This window comes from Pseudoalteromonas sp. 68 DY56-GL68 (assembly GCF_041414825.1).
Taxonomy (GTDB): domain Bacteria; phylum Pseudomonadota; class Gammaproteobacteria; order Enterobacterales; family Alteromonadaceae; genus Pseudoalteromonas.
The window spans coordinates 72,172-88,522 of record NZ_JAOCZL010000008.1; the positions used below are offsets into that span (position 1 = coordinate 72,172).

Annotated in this window: 13 protein-coding genes and 1 tRNA gene; 4 read left to right on the plus strand and 10 right to left on the minus strand. The window is 41.2% G+C overall.

Features of this window, described 5'->3' with window-relative positions:
• Positions 1-136 precede the first annotated feature (136 nt).
• Positions 137-1,513, plus strand: a complete 1,377-nt coding sequence (locus NYF15_RS05645; protein WP_237120122.1) for an NAD-dependent succinate-semialdehyde dehydrogenase — start codon at positions 137-139, stop codon at positions 1,511-1,513.
• A gap of 50 nt (positions 1,514-1,563) precedes the next feature.
• Here NYF15_RS05645 and NYF15_RS05650 read toward each other — a convergent pair whose 3' ends face one another.
• The 3 genes from NYF15_RS05650 to NYF15_RS05660 all read right to left on the minus strand — a co-directional run bounded on the left by NYF15_RS05650 (position 1,564) and on the right by NYF15_RS05660 (position 3,516).
• Positions 1,564-2,637 (minus strand): endonuclease/exonuclease/phosphatase family protein, encoded by a 1,074-nt coding sequence (locus NYF15_RS05650; protein ID WP_130150794.1) that lies wholly within the window; start codon positions 2,635-2,637, stop codon positions 1,564-1,566.
• A gap of 17 nt (positions 2,638-2,654) precedes the next feature.
• Positions 2,655-2,975 (minus strand): hypothetical protein, encoded by a 321-nt coding sequence (locus NYF15_RS05655; protein ID WP_130150793.1) that lies wholly within the window; start codon positions 2,973-2,975, stop codon positions 2,655-2,657.
• 103 nt (positions 2,976-3,078) lie between these two features.
• Entirely contained in the window at positions 3,079-3,516 is a 438-nt protein-coding gene (locus NYF15_RS05660) for a hypothetical protein (RefSeq protein ID WP_130150792.1), read from the minus strand.
• A 303-nt stretch (positions 3,517-3,819) separates the two neighbouring features.
• Between NYF15_RS05660 and NYF15_RS05665 the strand changes: the two genes are divergently transcribed.
• Positions 3,820-5,880, plus strand: coding sequence for a TonB-dependent receptor (locus NYF15_RS05665; protein ID WP_371353055.1), 2,061 nt, complete (start codon positions 3,820-3,822; stop codon positions 5,878-5,880).
• A gap of 132 nt (positions 5,881-6,012) precedes the next feature.
• Positions 6,013-7,161 (plus strand): MFS transporter, encoded by a 1,149-nt coding sequence (locus tag NYF15_RS05670; RefSeq protein ID WP_371353109.1) that lies wholly within the window; start codon positions 6,013-6,015, stop codon positions 7,159-7,161.
• Between the two features lie 14 nt (positions 7,162-7,175).
• Here the strand turns inward: NYF15_RS05670 and NYF15_RS05675 are convergent, their stop codons facing one another.
• From NYF15_RS05675 to NYF15_RS05695, 5 genes are all read right to left on the minus strand, one after another.
• On the minus strand, positions 7,176-7,586 hold the full coding sequence (locus tag NYF15_RS05675; protein ID WP_237114845.1) for a GFA family protein: 411 nt from the start codon (positions 7,584-7,586) through the stop codon (positions 7,176-7,178).
• A gap of 1 nt (position 7,587) precedes the next feature.
• Positions 7,588-8,589, minus strand: a complete 1,002-nt coding sequence (locus NYF15_RS05680; protein ID WP_371353056.1) for a fatty acid desaturase — start codon at positions 8,587-8,589, stop codon at positions 7,588-7,590.
• Between the two features lie 46 nt (positions 8,590-8,635).
• The gene (locus NYF15_RS05685; protein WP_371353057.1) at positions 8,636-10,807 is read right to left on the minus strand and encodes a putative bifunctional diguanylate cyclase/phosphodiesterase; all 2,172 of its coding nucleotides are present in this window, start codon (positions 10,805-10,807) and stop codon (positions 8,636-8,638) included.
• A gap of 673 nt (positions 10,808-11,480) precedes the next feature.
• A tRNA-Leu gene (locus NYF15_RS05690) sits at positions 11,481-11,565 on the minus strand.
• 169 nt (positions 11,566-11,734) lie between these two features.
• Positions 11,735-13,393, minus strand: a complete 1,659-nt coding sequence (locus NYF15_RS05695) for an acyl-CoA dehydrogenase family protein (RefSeq protein WP_371353058.1) — start codon at positions 13,391-13,393, stop codon at positions 11,735-11,737.
• Positions 13,394-13,531: 138 nt separating this feature from the next.
• On the opposite strand from NYF15_RS05695, the gene NYF15_RS05700 reads away from it, so the two are divergent.
• On the plus strand, positions 13,532-14,032 hold the full coding sequence (locus NYF15_RS05700; RefSeq protein ID WP_371353059.1) for an RDD family protein: 501 nt from the start codon (positions 13,532-13,534) through the stop codon (positions 14,030-14,032).
• A gap of 58 nt (positions 14,033-14,090) precedes the next feature.
• Here the strand turns inward: NYF15_RS05700 and lptG are convergent, their stop codons facing one another.
• On the minus strand, positions 14,091-15,158 hold the full coding sequence (gene lptG / locus NYF15_RS05705) for an LPS export ABC transporter permease LptG (RefSeq protein ID WP_062570145.1): 1,068 nt from the start codon (positions 15,156-15,158) through the stop codon (positions 14,091-14,093).
• Positions 15,155-16,267 carry an LPS export ABC transporter permease LptF gene (lptF, locus tag NYF15_RS05710; RefSeq protein WP_130150780.1) on the minus strand — a complete coding sequence of 371 codons (1,113 nt, stop codon included), beginning with the start codon at positions 16,265-16,267 and terminating at the stop codon, positions 15,155-15,157. Before lptF ends, lptG begins: the two co-directional genes overlap by 4 nt.
• Positions 16,268-16,351 lie beyond the last annotated feature (84 nt).

The window sequence follows — 16,351 nt, forward strand, 5'->3', positions numbered from 1 at the left end:
TGCAGTTTTTACATAACCTGCTTATGAGCACTTGAATAAATATAAAAATAAACCATAAAAAACAAACAGATAAATAAATATAAAAGTGGTGTTCGCCTTGCAGGTTACCCTTTACATTTTTTGTAAGGAGATAATGATGACTGACACTGTAACCACAATCAATCCGACTACAGAGCAACCTCTCGAAACATATACTCTCTTGTCTTTAGAAAAGGCGCAAGCAGAAGTAGATAAATGCCATGAAGCCTTTGAAGCATGGCGTGAAACATCATTAACTAAACGCGCAGAGCATCTCAATAAGCTAGCCAGTATTATTGAGTCGAATAAGCAAGATATTGCACAGCTTATGACAGATGAAATGGGCAAGCTTTATCAGCAAGGTTTACAAGAAGTTGAGCTATGTGCTGCTATCTGTCGCTATACCGCTGAACAGGGCCCAAAAGTACTAGCGGATGAAAAGCGTGATATGCAAGGCGGCCATGCAATCGTTACCTATCAGCCAATAGGCGTTATTTTGGGTATTCAACCTTGGAACTTCCCGCTTTATCAAGTTATTCGTTATGCCTGTGCAAATATTATGGCGGGTAATACGACGGTATTAAAGCATGCAGGTAATGTATTTGGCATGGCTGAAAAAATTGAACAACTATTTGCACAAGCAGGCTTCCCTGACTATTGCTTTAAAAATCTTTTAATCGATGGCAAAACGGCCAGTGAATTAATAGAACACAAAGCGATTCGTGGCGTTACGTTCACAGGCAGTGATGGCACTGGTAAAAAGGTTGCTGAACGTGCAGGAAAATATGTGAAGAAAACCGTCCTCGAACTTGGCAGTAACGATGCGTACGTTGTACTAGATGATGCTGATCTTGAAACCGCTATCAGCGCATGTACACAAGGTCGTCTAATAAATAATGGGCAAACCTGTGTGTCTGCAAAACGCTTTGTGGTTGTCGATGCGCTTTATAGTGATTTTAAAGCAATGATCAAAAAGCAATTTGAAAATACAAAAATGGGCGACCCTAATGAAAAAGATAGCGATTTAGGTCCGATGGCTCGTGAAGACTTGCGCGACAAGCTACATCAGCAAGTCAAAGAGTCTATTGAAGCGGGTGCTGAGGCGGTAGTGGGAGGTGAAATCCCCGAACGTGAAGGTTTTTATTATCCTGCAACCTTACTTGAAAATATCAAGCCTGGCATGCCAGCGTATGATGACGAACTGTTTGGCCCTGTTGCATCTCTTATCAAAGCCAAAGATAACGACGATGCTATGCGCATTGCAAACGACTCCCGCTATGGTCTAGGCGGTGGTATTTTCTCGAAAAATGAAAAGCAGGCTATTGAACTTGCCAAACACCACTTTGATACAGGCATGGTCAATATCAATGGCTATGGCTTGGCGCAACCAAATCTGCCTTTCGGAGGCGTAAAAGATAGCGGTTATGGCCGTGAGCATGGCGGTTTTGGGTTACGCGAATTTGTGAATATAAAAACCGTTATGGTCAATGAATAACAACAAGGGCTCAATTGAGCCCTTTTCTTTTACTTACTGTTAGTATTACTTTAATCATCGAACATGGGAACTTGGTGCTTCGATGCACTGGGCATTTTTAATTCCTCAACTGCCACATCTTCATCTATTCGTTCGGTTTGTTTTTGATTACACGCATTGGGTTTATAAACCAGCTCAGTAAGTAAAGCAAAGTGATCTGAACCATACTTAGCCAATCGCTCAATGCGTTTTACCGTAAAGTCATTACTGTGAAATAAATGGTCGAGCGGCCAGCGCATAAAGAAATATTCAGCATGAAAAGTATTAAAGAAACCACGCCCTTTACGTGGGTCTAAAAAGCCAGAAATCTTCATAAATAATCGCGTTGTACGAGACCATGCCACATCATTTAAATCACCGGCGACAATGCAAGGACGGCGTAGCTTTTTGAGTGCTTTGGCAAGAATAATAAGTTCAGTATCGCGAGTGCGAGAGCTGTCTTCTTCGGTTGGACTAGGTGGTGCAGGGTGAATAAAGTGCCCTTGCATTTCAACGCCATCAGCGTCTTCAAATAAAATATGAATTGAGGGAATATCATCTTCAATCAACTCACAAATTTGATAGCGTTTTATTTTATATTTACTGTATAAATGCATTCCGTAGCGATTATCTTTAGGGCAATATATTCGGTGCGGGTAATCGCTCTCAAGTCCTTTTAATTGCTGCTGCCAAATGATGTCTGATTCGAGCGTAATAAGTAGGTCGGGTTGGTGCTTATTAACTAATGAAATGAGCGCTTCATAGCGCTCATTAGACATCAGTACATTAGCCGACATAATACGAATGCTGTGTTCAGCATCCTTGGAACTGGCTAATACCTCCTGCTTAGCAAATGGTGTATAAGGGTAAATCCACTTCCCTTGTAGTAGCAAAATAATAATGCTTAAGAATACACAGCTAAGTGATAAAAACGACGATTGAGATATAACTAAGTAGCTTGAAGCTGCGCAGCAAAATGCCGCCAAGTAAAACACTTGTAACCTAACAAAGTCACAGCTTCGCACCAAATAATGCTGGCAATATGACATAGGTAATAAGGTGATGATAAGTAATAGCGTCAATACACCGATTAAAACATAAATCATACTGCTCCCACGTTTAGTTATCTGCTCAAAATAGAAATGATTTCTCGCGTATCTTCAACTAAGCGTACCACTGTCCCATCCACTTGGATAGAAATAAGACCATCTCTGTCGCGAGACTTAATGACCTTCCCATGGCGATAAATATCACGATCTAGGATATCTCCTTTACGGTATTTTTTCTGCCAACCTGGTGGGAGCTCTCCACCGCTAGCAACTTTCTTTTCCAAGCCAGGTGGTAAGCTCTTTCCCTTATTTTTCTCTTTATCTTTGTCTTTAGCCTGCACACCAGTGGCGATAACAGCTAAACCCACAGCAAAAACCATTAATAGCGTTCTCATATGAATGCTCCTTTTAGTTAACCTTCTTAAGCCTAGCAATGAATGCTGAACACGCAGTGAAATTTCATAAAAAAGCCGCATAAGTGAGCGGCTTTAAACATGATTAACGGTGGCGCGAGACTATGGATAGAATTTCACGCGTATCGTGAACAAGATGAATAAGGCGATCGTCAATTTCTATCGCAATAATGCCATTTCTATCACGGCGTTTGATTACTCGGCCATGACGATAAATATCACGGTCTAAAATATCACCATGATGGTAGCGTTTATACCAACCCGGCGGTAAACGACCACCATGCCCTACTTTCTTATAAAGACCGGGCGGTAAGTCACGATAACTATAGCGATCATATCTATCGTAATGTTCATGATGCTTATGATGTTTTTTATACTTATAGTGCTTTTTATGTTTATGATGCTTTTTACGTTCGTGTTTGTGCTCATATCTATCATGATCACGATCATGCCTAGCACTTGCTTCTGCAGGTATTAAACTCAAACCTAACACAGCCAAAGAGATAGTAATTATTTTGTTCATAATAGAGACCCTCTACGTTTGCTCTTGTTACAAAAGCCTAACGTTTGCGACTGAATCATAGATGAAGGATTACAATTAAAAAACCTTATTACTTACACATCAACAAGTTAAAAAACCAACATTTACACTTCTTTAAACTTAAACTGCGCTCTGATACTTATTGTTGCTCTTTTTAAATCAAATATCCCTTTCATGGTAATCGCAGGAACATTACTTAAGTAAAGCCATTAACCTCGAATACTTTTACCTACTTCAAAAAGCAGTTACCCTCTATTTTTTGTTGTAATTAACCTAAAGGCGTTCATGAAATTATTATTCCTCCCAGCACTCACTGGCTTACAACTTTTAAGTTTACAGTCATATGCAGCGACAACTGAACTTGAGCATATTACGACAACTGCCTCTCGCACAGAGGTGCTTGCCGATCCTCTGCCCGTTGTTGTGAGTAATATTTCAAAGCAACAATTAGCACTCATTGCGCCAACCCATATTGAACAAGCCCTTAAGCAAGTTGCTGGTGCAAATCTTCAACACGGCAATGGCCAAGAGTATTTACCCGCTTTACGTTCGCCTGTTTTTTCTGGTGCTGGTGCATGCGGCGGCTTACTTACGGCTGAAGATGGCATACCGCTGCGTGCTGCAGGTTTTTGTAACATTAACGAGTTATTCGAAGCACACACAGAAATGGCCGAGCGTATTGAAGTACTAAAGGGCCCAGGTTCTGCGCTTTATGGCTCAAATGCAGTGCATGGGGTGATCAACGTGATCACCCCTGATTCGACCTACGATCATAACCGATTTGGTTTTGATTACGGCTCGTTTGGCTACACTCGTTACAAACTAGGTTCTGGCCATGATTTTGGTCAACAAGGTTTTGGCATCAATGCCAGTATTACTCGCGATACTGGCTATCGAGATGACGAAGGGGTTGACCAAGAAAAAGTATCATTACGCCACCGTTTCGATGGTGCAAACTTAACAGTTAATAGTGGCTTGACGTACACCCACTTAGATCAACAAACAGCAGGTTATATTGAGGGCTTTGAAAGCTATAAGGATGAGGATATTGCGCAATCAAACCCAAACCCTGATGCCTTTCGTAAAGCACGTTCTTTACGTATATGGTCAAAAATAAATTGGTCTAGGGATGAGATTAATACCTTTACGTTTACACCTTATATTCGCGACCAAAGCATGACCTTTTTTAAACACTTTTTACCAGGTACACCGCTTGAAGAAAATGCCCAGCAAGGTGTTGGCTTGCAATCAAGTTGGCAACATAAGTTAAGTGATTCAAGTCATTTAACTATGGGTTTTGATGGTGAGCTTACTGATGCTGATTTTTTACAATATCAAGATAGCCCAACTGAAGGCTCAGCATTCTTAGTTGCTACAGTCCCTCAAGGAAAACATTACGATTATCAAGTAACAAGTACCTTATTGGCGCCCTTCATTAACCTTGACTGGCAATTGAATGACTTACTCATTAGCCTTGGCGGTAGATACGAACGTATGCGCTATGATTATCAAAATCAAATGCTCGCTGGACGTACTAAAGAAGACGGAACACAGTGCACAATGGGCGGGTGTCGCTACTCTCGCCCTGCAAGTGATGTTAATCGCTTTACTAACTTTTCACCGAAGCTTGGCTTGAGCTATCAATATGCTGATAACCAGTTTTTCTACGCCAATGCTTCTGAAGGTTACCGAGCCCCGCAAGCGGCTGAGCTTTATCAGTTGCAACGCGAACAAAATGTGGCAGATCTTAAGTCTGAAATAGCTAAAAACTTAGAGCTTGGTTTAAAAGGCCAACAAGCAAAGCTGCATTATGTATTGAGCATTTACGCCATGAACAAAAAGAACACAATTTTCCGCGACAGTGATTTTTATTATGTCAATGATGGTCAAACTCAACATCGTGGAATTGAGCTTGAACTTGCCTATGCCATCACATCAAGCCTATCGATGCAGTTTGCCGCGAGCCATGCCAAGCACACTTACAGTTACAATCAAGTGCTCGGTGGGGTTAATATCAATGGCAATCTTATTGATACCGCACCACGTAACATCGCAAACTTGCAGCTACTTTGGCAAGCAAACGACATGACACGTATTGGGCTTGAGCTGCATACCACTAGCAGCTACTTTACAGACCCCGAAAATCAGCACAGCTATGAAGGCCACTCTCTTGTTAATTTAAGAGCCGCATGGCAGCTCACTCCTAAGCTTACGGTGACTGCGCGAATTAATAACCTTACTGATGAACATTATGCAGAGCGCGCCGACTACACAACCTTTAGCGGTGACCGTTACTTCCCAGGTAAACCCCGCAATGCAATGTTATCAGCAAGTTACCAGTTTTAAGTAACCGCATTATTTTGTTAGCTGTCTCATAGTTAGCACACTCTGTTTAGTAATTAGGTATGATACTAATAACTTTTACCTAATCGACTAAACAGCGTGTCATCCTCTCAAAACCTAATTAACAAAGCGCTATTGGTGCTAGGCATTTTTCTGATTGCGGCTTGCCTACGCGCGCCGATTACTGGCATTGCTCCCGTACTCGAACAAATAATTGAGCAGTTTCACTTAACTGCTTCTCAAGCGGGTATGCTGACTACATTACCACTCATCGCCTTTGCGGTTGCTTCTCCGATGGCTGCTGGGCTTGCAAAAAAATGTGGCCTTGAGCTGTCGCTGTTTATTGCCCTGCTCTTGATAGGCGCAGGCGTGATGTCACGCATCATAGATTCTGCCAATATTTTGTTTATAGGCACCGCAGTGATTGGGGTCGGTATTGCAATTGGTAATGTTTTGTTGCCAAGCCTGATTAAACGTGACTTTCCGCATAAAGTTGCAGTGATGACATCAAGCTACGTGTTGGCAATGGGCATATTTGGTGGCAGCTACTCAACACTTATCATTCCACTTGCTGAGTATAAAGAACTAGGCTGGCAGATAGCACTGGCAAGTTACGCGCTGTTAGTTTTACTTGCTGTACTAGTTTGGTTACCACAACTTAGACAGCACACCATGCCCAAAGAAACATCAATATCGAATGCGACACAAAATAGAGTCTGGCATTCGTCATTGGCATGGCAAATAACACTTTTACTCGGCTTTAATTCGTTTTTCACTTATATCATGCTTGGCTGGTTACCGAGCATTCTGGTTGAAGGTGGCCATAGTGCGCAACATGCTGGCGCACTACAAGGCGCTTTCCAAGCTGCTTCTGCGCTGCCAGGTATTGTACTTATTCCATTACTTGCAAAGTTAAAAGATCAACGCATTCTTACGCTAAGCCTTGCCCTATTAGGCGCACTTTGCTCATTCGGGTTGCTCACTGCACCTAGCTTTGCCTTACTTTGGTCTATTACTTTAGGCTTTTGTTCAGGTGCCTGTTTTATTTTGGGTTTATCGTTTGTCAGCCTACGCACGCACAATGCACTACAAGCGGCGGCACTCTCTGGGATGGCACAATGTATCGGTTATTTATTAGCCGCAACAGGGCCTATTGTTGCAGGCGCGCTACATAGCTACTTTAATAGTTGGGCCGGAGCACTTTGGCTATGTATTGCATCAAGTCTGTTGTGTGCTTTGTTTGGTTACTTAAGTGGCCGAAATATCACTATCGGCCAACAGTAAAAATAAAATCGCAGCTATTTAGGTGTGGTTTCAAAGGCGCTCATATTACTTAGGTTATCTAGCCAAGGCTTGTGTGAGCGATACCAAATATGGGCTTTTGGAATAAGCTCATCGGCTTGCTCTACTGCACCGAGCCGTAAGCCATAAACACGTTCGCCTTCGCCCACTGAAGTAGCGTACAAGGCCGTACCACAGTTAGCACAAAACCCTTGTGCTCGCTGATTGCCACTTTCGGCAATTTTTATATATTCTTTTGGTGCAGCTGCTGTGAAAGTAACCGCATCAGGTTTAGATACAACCACAGTACGAAAAGGCGCACCCGAGATAATTTGACAGTCAGTGCAGTGGCAATTAATCACTTTATTTTCATCAACTTCAGCACGGTATGTAACTTCACCGCAATGACAACGACCGGTTATGTGCATATTAAACTCCCTCTTTATTTACAGGATATCGATTAGCCAGCTTGATACTGTTTAAATCATTAAAGCGTACTCCGTACTGTTTCATAACAGGACGTATTTTTTTACTAATTAACTGGCGAATATAAAAGGGTTGATTAGGCACAAAATGATGAATAGTGTGAGTGCGCCCAAAGTCAAAGCAAAACAATTGAAATGGTAAAAACCAACGGCTACTTATAACATGTGTTTGCTCAAGTACATTGTTAACTCCACCATAGTAATGCATAGAAGAGGTAACAAGGTTAAGCGATATCGAGCGAATGATATTTGGCAAGATAAGAACAACCATGAGAAATTCAGCACCAGCAAGCAAGTGAACGCCCCATATTGGTAAGGCGAAAGGGCTAACAAACTGCACACCATAATAACCAATCAAGCCATATAAAATAGCAAAGTATGCTGTCGCGATTGGAAACCCAGCATTAAATACTCGCAAAAACTTAAAGCCTCTAATTTCTTTACTAAAGCGTTGACTATTAATAAGCAAACCAAGTAGCCCGTCACTGATCACAACCGCTCTTAAAAAGGGGTTTTTGATACCATTGCCAACAAGACGCTCTTCTAAATCTTGCTCGGTTCCTGAAACTTTGTGATGGTGTAAGTGAATTTTACGCCGATACCAAGGGTTTACCGTATTAGGGCGCATTAGCCACACTGTTAACATCATAAAATTATGTATAAGCGGCTGTTTGCTAAAGTATTGCTTATGAATGAGATCGTGCTCAAGTTCATGGGATATTGAGGTTATAAAAGCAGCTAAAATAATGCATAACCAAGCGGGAATGAATGCGTAATAATAAAGTAGCGCAACACCAACTAGAGCAAATAATGATAAAAATAAAATACCTAGCGCAATGCCATTTTGCTTTTGCAATACTGGATACCGTGCTCTAAGTTGCTGCTCTTCAACTTTTATAGCCGCGACAATCGCTTGAATGTTTTGCTTTGCGGTTAATTTTGACATACATCAATGTGCTCTTTTCGTAATGGCAAAATCATACCGCGAATCATCAATGCTCTCTAGCTAATTGTGTTAAAAATGCTTGTATTTCATCGCCTGGAAGAGGCTTTGAAAAATAATAACCTTGAATAAAGTCACACCCTGCCTCTTTCAAAACTGCCAACTGTTGTTGCAATTCAACACCTTCAGCAACCACTTTAATACCAAGTACTTGGCTCATTTGTATAATCGACTTAACCAATGCTTCATCACCTGAGTTAGTATGTATTTCGTCAATGAATGATTTATCAAGCTTTAACACATCAACAGGAAAACGACGTAAATAACTCAACGACGAGTAACCAGTCCCAAAGTCATCCAAAGAGATTAAACAGCCAGCAGATTTAAGCTGAGTTAATACTTCAAGGTGGTTTGTGTTTTCTGGAGCAAGCACGCTTTCAGTTAATTCAAAAGAAATTTGTGACGGATTGACGTTCTGTTCAGTAATGATCTCAAGCCATGCGTTGCGGTGCGGATTAAACTCAGTAAACTCAAATAACGAGCGATTTACATTGAATACAAATTGATTATAGCCTTCTGCTTCTAGATATTTTATTTGTTGGCACGTTTTTCGAAGAACAAGCTCACCCAACTCAATGATCACACGAGACTCTTCAGCTAATGGGATAAACACGGCGGGTGATACCCACTGCCCTTGATTGCGCCAGCGAACTAGACTTTCAAACTTTGCAACCGTGTTACTTTGAACATCGATAATAGGTTGAAAGTGGACTTCTAACTCATCATTCTTAACAGCTTGAGTTAATTGCTCAACCAGTAAGTTGTGCTTTTTTACTTTATCATCCATTTCCTTGCAAAAGTGCAAGAACGGCGCACCAACTTGCTTGGCGTTTAACGTGGCCAACTCTGCCTGCCTCACTAACCGGCGAGCGATTTTTTCAACTCTGTCTTGTGATGATATTGATTTTGCTTGCTGATACGTACTCACTCCCAACGTCACCGACACTTGTTGGCTAATCCCACCGATTAAAAAAGGCTCCACTAACAAGGCTGAAACCTGCTTGCATACAAGCTCTAACTCACTTACTTGCTGATAAGTTTGTAGTACGGCAAAACTATCACCATCAATACGTGAAAAAGCACATTCTTTAAAGCTGCTTTCCAATCGCTCGGCTAGCTGGCACAACACCTTATCACCAAAGCTCAAGCCATAAACCGTATTAATATCTTGAAACTTATCTACATCAAAATAAATAACCGCTAAATTAGTACTCTCTTCATCTTGATAAGACAACGAAGAAACTAACTCGGATATGCGCTCTTTGAAATAGAAGCGATTTGTTAGGCCGGTTAATTGATCATGGTTAGCATGAAAATAGATTTTTTGTTCTGCTTCTTTCTTCTCGGTAATATCGAGAATAAACGCGACATAACAGATTTCACCATTCGTTTGCATTTGAGTGATTGATAAAAACTGAGTGTAAAGAGTACCCTGTTTCGTTTTGTTTGTTATCTCCCCTGACCATTTACCTTTTTTATCTATTTGATGCCACATAGCGCGATAAAAATGTTGATCATGTTGGTTGGAGCTTAATATTTTCGGGTTTTGCCCTAGCACTTCATCAAGGGTATACCCTGTCATTTTTGTAAAGGCAGTATTTACGTAAGTGATTTCGACATTTTTATTACAAATAAAAATTGCTTCATGGCTTTGTTCTATAAGTTGATTTGCAAAATCTAGCTTAGCAATAAAGCGATCTTTATCTATTTCACGTTGAATTAAGCCTGTGAATAAAGAAAAAAAGGATTCAACCTGAAGCGCATCACCTATCTCATGCTGAAAAAGAGCCACTAAAATCGTGTCGGTTTTACCTGATAAACTTTGTAATGGCACACCGACGTAAGCTTCAATTCCCATATCTACGAGTAGGCGATCATCTGGAAACAATGCTTGCACACCCGAGCTGTAGCTTGAAATGCCGCCACACCTAACATCATTACATGGAGTACAGCGAATATCATAGCTAATGTTATCCACTATTTCGTCATACGCAGCCAGTGCAATTGTTGATGCATGCATTGTCGATTCATCAACTTGGGCTAAAAAAACATGAGATGCACCAAGTACTTCCGACAGTGAAAGGCATATTGCATTATAAAAGTTTTCACTTTTAAGATTAGATATACTTTCAACGATACGCTTTAAGTCGTATGTCCCCACGCTTTGCCACCCTACCGATTTTGTGCACTAAGTGATTGACTTCACTTAAACTTCAGGCTGCAAATTGTAATATAAGATGAGTATAAACACCATGCTACCCTAGTCTAAAACGATTACTTTGCATACAAATAAGCACACTTATTTTAAGGTTATTAAAATACTAAGCACCGTTTACATTTATTCGTTTATAAATAGAACAAAACGAGCGTGAGAAAAAATTAGCTGGTAAGCTCTGAAGCTATCTGAAAGTCACAAATAGGCTTGCACTGTAGTTTCTTACTAGCATAAAAAAACCCTAACCAATTGGCTAGGCTTCAAAAGTGCTACCAGTAGACGGACTTTTACTTGCTTTAGTGCCTCGCCCCGCGTGGCGCTTAAGTCCGCACACCACTTTTTCAGGCATAAAAAAACCCAGCAAAACTGCTGAGGTCATAAAAGTGGTACCAGTAGGCGGACTTTTACTTGCTTTAGTGCCTCGCCTCGCGTGGCACTCAAGTCCGCAAACTACTTTTTCAGGCATAAAAAAACCCTAACCAATTGGCTAGGGTTCAAAAGTGGTACCAGTAGGCGGACTTTTACTTGCTTTAGTGCCTCGCCCCGCGTGGCGCTTAAGTCCGCACACTACTTTTTCAGGCATAAAAAAACCCCAGCAAAACTGCTGAGGTCATAAAAGTGGTACCAGTAGGCGGACTTGAACCGCCACGCCCGAAGGCAACGGATTTTGAATCCGTCATGTCTACCAATTCCATCATACTGGCTTCATTTTTCTTTCACCTTCTAAACACGAGAAGATAAAGAAAAACCACTTTAGAGCAAAAACTTATTTACTGCCTTTGTCTCTATGCCAAGCATTATACAAAGAATGGGTATGGCAGCAAGCGTTTTATTCATCTCGCCCTTTCAACCGAACAATTAATATACAAATTATTAACTTTGATGTTTTGGCATCATTCGCAGGACGATAGCCTCACAATCAATCTCATGGCTCAAACAACCATACTGCGAAAATCTTGTTCCTTTTAAGCGGCTTTTAACAAACGCATCAGCGATAATTGGCTCGCCAAACTGTAGCAAGGTTGCGGCTTGCCAAAGCTGTGCTAGGTGCTCCATTATACGCCGAGCATGCATTTCCATGTGTTTAGCTTCATTGAGTATAAGCTTTAATTCATCAAGTTTAATCGCAAACTCTTGGTTAAGTGTTCGCGCTTTCTCAAGTTCATTTATAAGTGCTTTTAACGACTCAGGCTCACGCTTAAAAACACGTAATAAGTCTAAGCACTGTACATTACCTGAACCTTCCCAAATAGAGTTAACCGGTGCTTCTTTATAAAGACGACTAGTGACATTGTCCTGCACATAACCCACGCCACCAATACACTCCATCGCCTCATAGGTATGTTGAATAGCACGCTTGCAAATCCAGTATTTGCCAATTGCGGTGGCACTTCGAACCAATAACACTTCGCTGTTATCATTTTGATTATCAAGGGCATGAGCTATACGCATAGAGATTGCCAAAGCGGCTTCAGCCTCGATCGCTAAATCAGCCAGTACATTTAACATGAGAGGTTGTTGGTGTAAATTTTTACCAAATACACTTCGCCCTGCGGTATGCCATATCGCTTCTTTTACAGCTTGAAGCATTAACGAGCTCGAGCCTAACATACAATCGTAACGAGTGAGTGCCACCATTTGAATAATAGTAGCAATACCTCGTCCTGGTTCACCTAAAAGCCAACCATGTGCACCCCTGAACTCTATTTCTGAACTGGCGTTCGATTGATTACCTAACTTATTTTTTAAGCGCTGAATATACATGGCATTTTTTTCGCCATTTTCGAGCCACCTAGGTACTAAAAAGCATGAGAGTTGTTTTTCATCCGTATTTGCAAGCACTAAGAATGCGTCACTCATAGGCGCTGAGCAAAACCACTTATGCCCCTCTAAGCTATAAAGCTCACCTGCTCCTGCAGTCGTTAATGGCGCAGCTTTTGTAGTATTTGCACGCACATCAGAACCACCTTGTTTTTCGGTCATTGCCATACCAATAGTAACACCTTGTTTTTCAAACCAAGGTTTATTGCCGCCATCGTAGTGCTTTGAAAGTATTTTTGGCAGCCACTTTTGTGCCACATTGGCTTGGCTGGCAATCGCTGGCACACTGGCAAATGTCATGGTGAGGGGGCAACCTGAACCTGGATCTGCATGATTGTGCAGCACCGCCATTACAGCTCTTACTACATGACTGCCAGGCTTTTTTTGCTGCCAAGGTAAAGCGCAATGCCCTTGCTCAATAGCGTGCTGCATTAATTGGTGGTAACTCGGGTGATAATCAACTTGATCTATGCGTTCGCCAAACCGACTGTGAGTCGTTAGTTCAGGTAAGTGCTTATTTGCTAAGAATCCAGCTTTTAGTAATGCACCACCCACTTGCTCCCCAAATGCAGTTAGATGCGCAGTGCCCCACTGACCTGAAAATTGCTTTTGCCAATATTTCAAAACATCATCGGCTTGATAAACATTATAGTTTTCTAATGGTTGAGGCTGATTAAAAACATGATGAGTTTCACTTTTTGAAATAGACATTGTGTGTGCTCTTTTTATTATTTTTTCAACTATAGCAGGTCAGACCTGTTTGTCGAATTACTAAACAATCGCTAAGTATTTCTTGTTTTGTGAGTACTTTGCTAAACTACTGCGCAATTTAATTGGATGAGATTGTCTATGTCAGCTGAGTTTCCACGTGCCGGTTTTTGGCGCCGTTTTGCTTCTTTAATCTACGATACATTAGTTGTCATTGCGTTTGCGATGCTGACAACTGTGCTTTATCTACTTGCTATTCAAGCTTTAATTTCGCTAGACATATTAACTATTGGAGATGCAGAAGATGTCTCAGCTTATATTCAAAACTCACCACTTTTTTATGGGATTCGCAGCGCTTTATTGGTATTAGTGAGCGTCGCTTTCTTTAGCTATTTTTGGGCTAAAAGTGGCCAAACGATTGGTATGCGCGCATGGCGTTTAAAAGTACAAACACTCGATGGTAATCTAATAAGCTGGCCTCAGGGCGCTCTTAGAGCAATTAGCGCACTACTGGGGTTGGGTAATTTAGTGGTATTAATTGATTTTAAAAATAAGCGGGCACTGCAAGATTATGTAGCTAAAACAGAAGTGATCACGCTTACAAAAGAAGAAAACAAGCGCATTTATCGCTCATTAGATTAAGCTGCATACAAGCACAAAAAAGCGTGGCTTCAAAACCACGCTTTTTTTGTGCTGAGTGTTACACTCGTTTGTTCAATAAATAGGTTGCAAAACCAATAAACAAGATACTTGGCAACACGGCTCCTATTACGGCAGGTATTTGATAAACCATAACAACAGGGCCAAAAATTTCGTTTGTTAGGTGGAAAGTAATCCCCGTTATAACACCCATGATGATGCGTGCGCCCATAGTTACTGTGCGTAGCGGGCCAAAAATAAACGATAAAGCCACTAATAACATTACTGCGATAGATATCGGCTGCATAAATTTACGCCACAACGCAAGCTCATATGTACTTGTGTCTTGCTCATTTTGTTGTAAATAACTTAAATAAGACCAAAGCCCTGTAAATGAAAGTGACTCTGGTTTTACAGATACTACCCCCAACTTTTCGGCCGTCAGCTGTGAGTCGTAAAACTCTTCATCTTGCTGTTCTGTGGTGATTTTTTCTGGCGTGATCTTCACTTTATTTACATCGCGAAGTAGCCAACCATCTTGACGGTTAACTGCTTCTTCAGCTTTAGTGATTTGCGTTAATTGCAAAGATTTATCGAAGTGATACATATGAACACCACGTAAAATACCTTGCTGATCAACGTCTTCTATATTAATAAAATTGCTACCATCTTTTGCCCATACACCTTGCTGGGCACTAAACACATCACCACCGTAAATAGCATGGTTACGTATCTCTTTGGCTTTTAACTGCGCTTCTGGCGCCCCCCACTCACCTAGGGCCATCATACAAATAGCCATGAACATAGCGGTTTTCATTACAGAGGCAATAATTTGCAAGCGCGACATTCCCGCAGCCTGCATAACAACTAACTCACTATTTGATGCCAGTGCCCCCAGTCCTGTTAAACCACCAATGAGCGCAGCCATTGGAAAAAATATAACTAAATCACCCGGCATGCTATACAAGGTGTAGATAAGTGCAGTCGCAATATCGTAACTACCACGACCAACCGATTTAAGCTGCTCAATAAACTTTATTAACGTACTGATACCAACCAGCACCATTAATGCAAAACCTGTTGTTTGAATAATGCTGCGGCCCAAGTACCAATCGAGTGTTTTCATCATGCGCTTAACTCCCGCTTAGTCACAACAGCCTTTAACCAAGCGCCTAGTGGGCGACCCTTAATAATCAATAATCCACCTATGAATAATGCTGATAAATGAATCCACCAAAGACCTATTGAAGGAGGGATTTTGCCATCTTCAACTGCAAACTTAGCCGCATTTAATAAAATAAAGTAACCCAAATATAAGCTGATCGCAGGCACTAGTTTAGCAAATTTACCTTGGCGTGGATTAACAACACTTAAAGGCACTGCTAGCAAAGTAAGTAAAGGTATTGAAAGCGGTATAGCAATACGCCATTGCCATTGCGCGATTGCCTCAGAAGTTTTCATTTTAAATAAATCAAAAGTAGGAACCGCTTCTAGCTTACGGCGTTGGTGCTCAATTTCTTGATCTTGTATTTGCACACTGTAACCATCAAACTCTGTTAGGTTTAAAGCAGCTGACTCGCCATCTGTTTCGTAACGCTTACCATCGTTGAGAACGAGTTGTTGCTCGCCATTTTCTTGCTCAATAACAACACCACGCTCTGCATAAACTAAACGTGCTAAATCACCTTTTTCACGTTCAGGTAGCTGGGCAACAAACACTTTATGTAACTCTTTTCCACTGTTTTCAATATTATGAATAAACACGACTGCTTTTTCGTTACCCGTTTGTTGAAAACGTCCCGCCCTTAGTGCTGATAAACCGGCATCCGCTTTTGCCTGCTCTTTTAACTGGTATTCTTGTTCGCTTGCCCACGGAGCGACATATAAGGTTAATACACCCGCTAGTATGGCAAGAACCACGCTTGAAATAAGTGTTACACGTACCACATACCACTCACTCACTCCACATGCCTTAAGCACGGTCATTTCACTGTCAGCATAAATGCGGCTATAGGCTAATATAATCCCCAAGAAAATACTAAGAGGTAGAATAAGCGAGGCAAGCTGAGGGAGCTTTAGCGCGATCATGGATAGTACAAGTTTTGCAGGAAGTCCCCCTTCGGAGGCATCCCCTAAAATAACAACAAACTTTTGTGACACAAAAATGGTCATCAAAGTTAGAAATACGGCGACCTGCGACTTTAAGACTTCAGTGGTCAAATAACGAAAAATTAGCAATGCTCGCCCCTGTTAAACATCGTGTTTCACTGGAATAGTAAGAAATTTTGAGTAAACTAGTTATTTTACTCACTTTATTATATG

What these genes read in the sequence shown, in the direction of transcription:
- NYF15_RS05645 (WP_237120122.1), top strand. Translation starts at nt 137, where the DNA reads ATGACTGACACTGTAACCACAATCAATCCGACTACAGAGCAACCTCTC.
- NYF15_RS05650 (WP_130150794.1), bottom strand. Translation starts at nt 2,637, where the DNA reads ATGATTTATGTTTTAATCGGTGTATTGACGCTATTACTTATCATCACC.
- NYF15_RS05655 (WP_130150793.1), bottom strand. Translation starts at nt 2,975, where the DNA reads ATGAGAACGCTATTAATGGTTTTTGCTGTGGGTTTAGCTGTTATCGCC.
- NYF15_RS05660 (WP_130150792.1), bottom strand. Translation starts at nt 3,516, where the DNA reads ATGAACAAAATAATTACTATCTCTTTGGCTGTGTTAGGTTTGAGTTTA.
- NYF15_RS05665 (WP_371353055.1), top strand. Translation starts at nt 3,820, where the DNA reads ATGAAATTATTATTCCTCCCAGCACTCACTGGCTTACAACTTTTAAGT.
- NYF15_RS05675 (WP_237114845.1), bottom strand. Translation starts at nt 7,586, where the DNA reads ATGCACATAACCGGTCGTTGTCATTGCGGTGAAGTTACATACCGTGCT.
- NYF15_RS05680 (WP_371353056.1), bottom strand. Translation starts at nt 8,589, where the DNA reads ATGTCAAAATTAACCGCAAAGCAAAACATTCAAGCGATTGTCGCGGCT.
- NYF15_RS05695 (WP_371353058.1), bottom strand. Translation starts at nt 13,393, where the DNA reads ATGTCTATTTCAAAAAGTGAAACTCATCATGTTTTTAATCAGCCTCAA.
- NYF15_RS05700 (WP_371353059.1), top strand. Translation starts at nt 13,532, where the DNA reads ATGTCAGCTGAGTTTCCACGTGCCGGTTTTTGGCGCCGTTTTGCTTCT.
- lptG (WP_062570145.1), bottom strand. Translation starts at nt 15,158, where the DNA reads ATGATGAAAACACTCGATTGGTACTTGGGCCGCAGCATTATTCAAACA.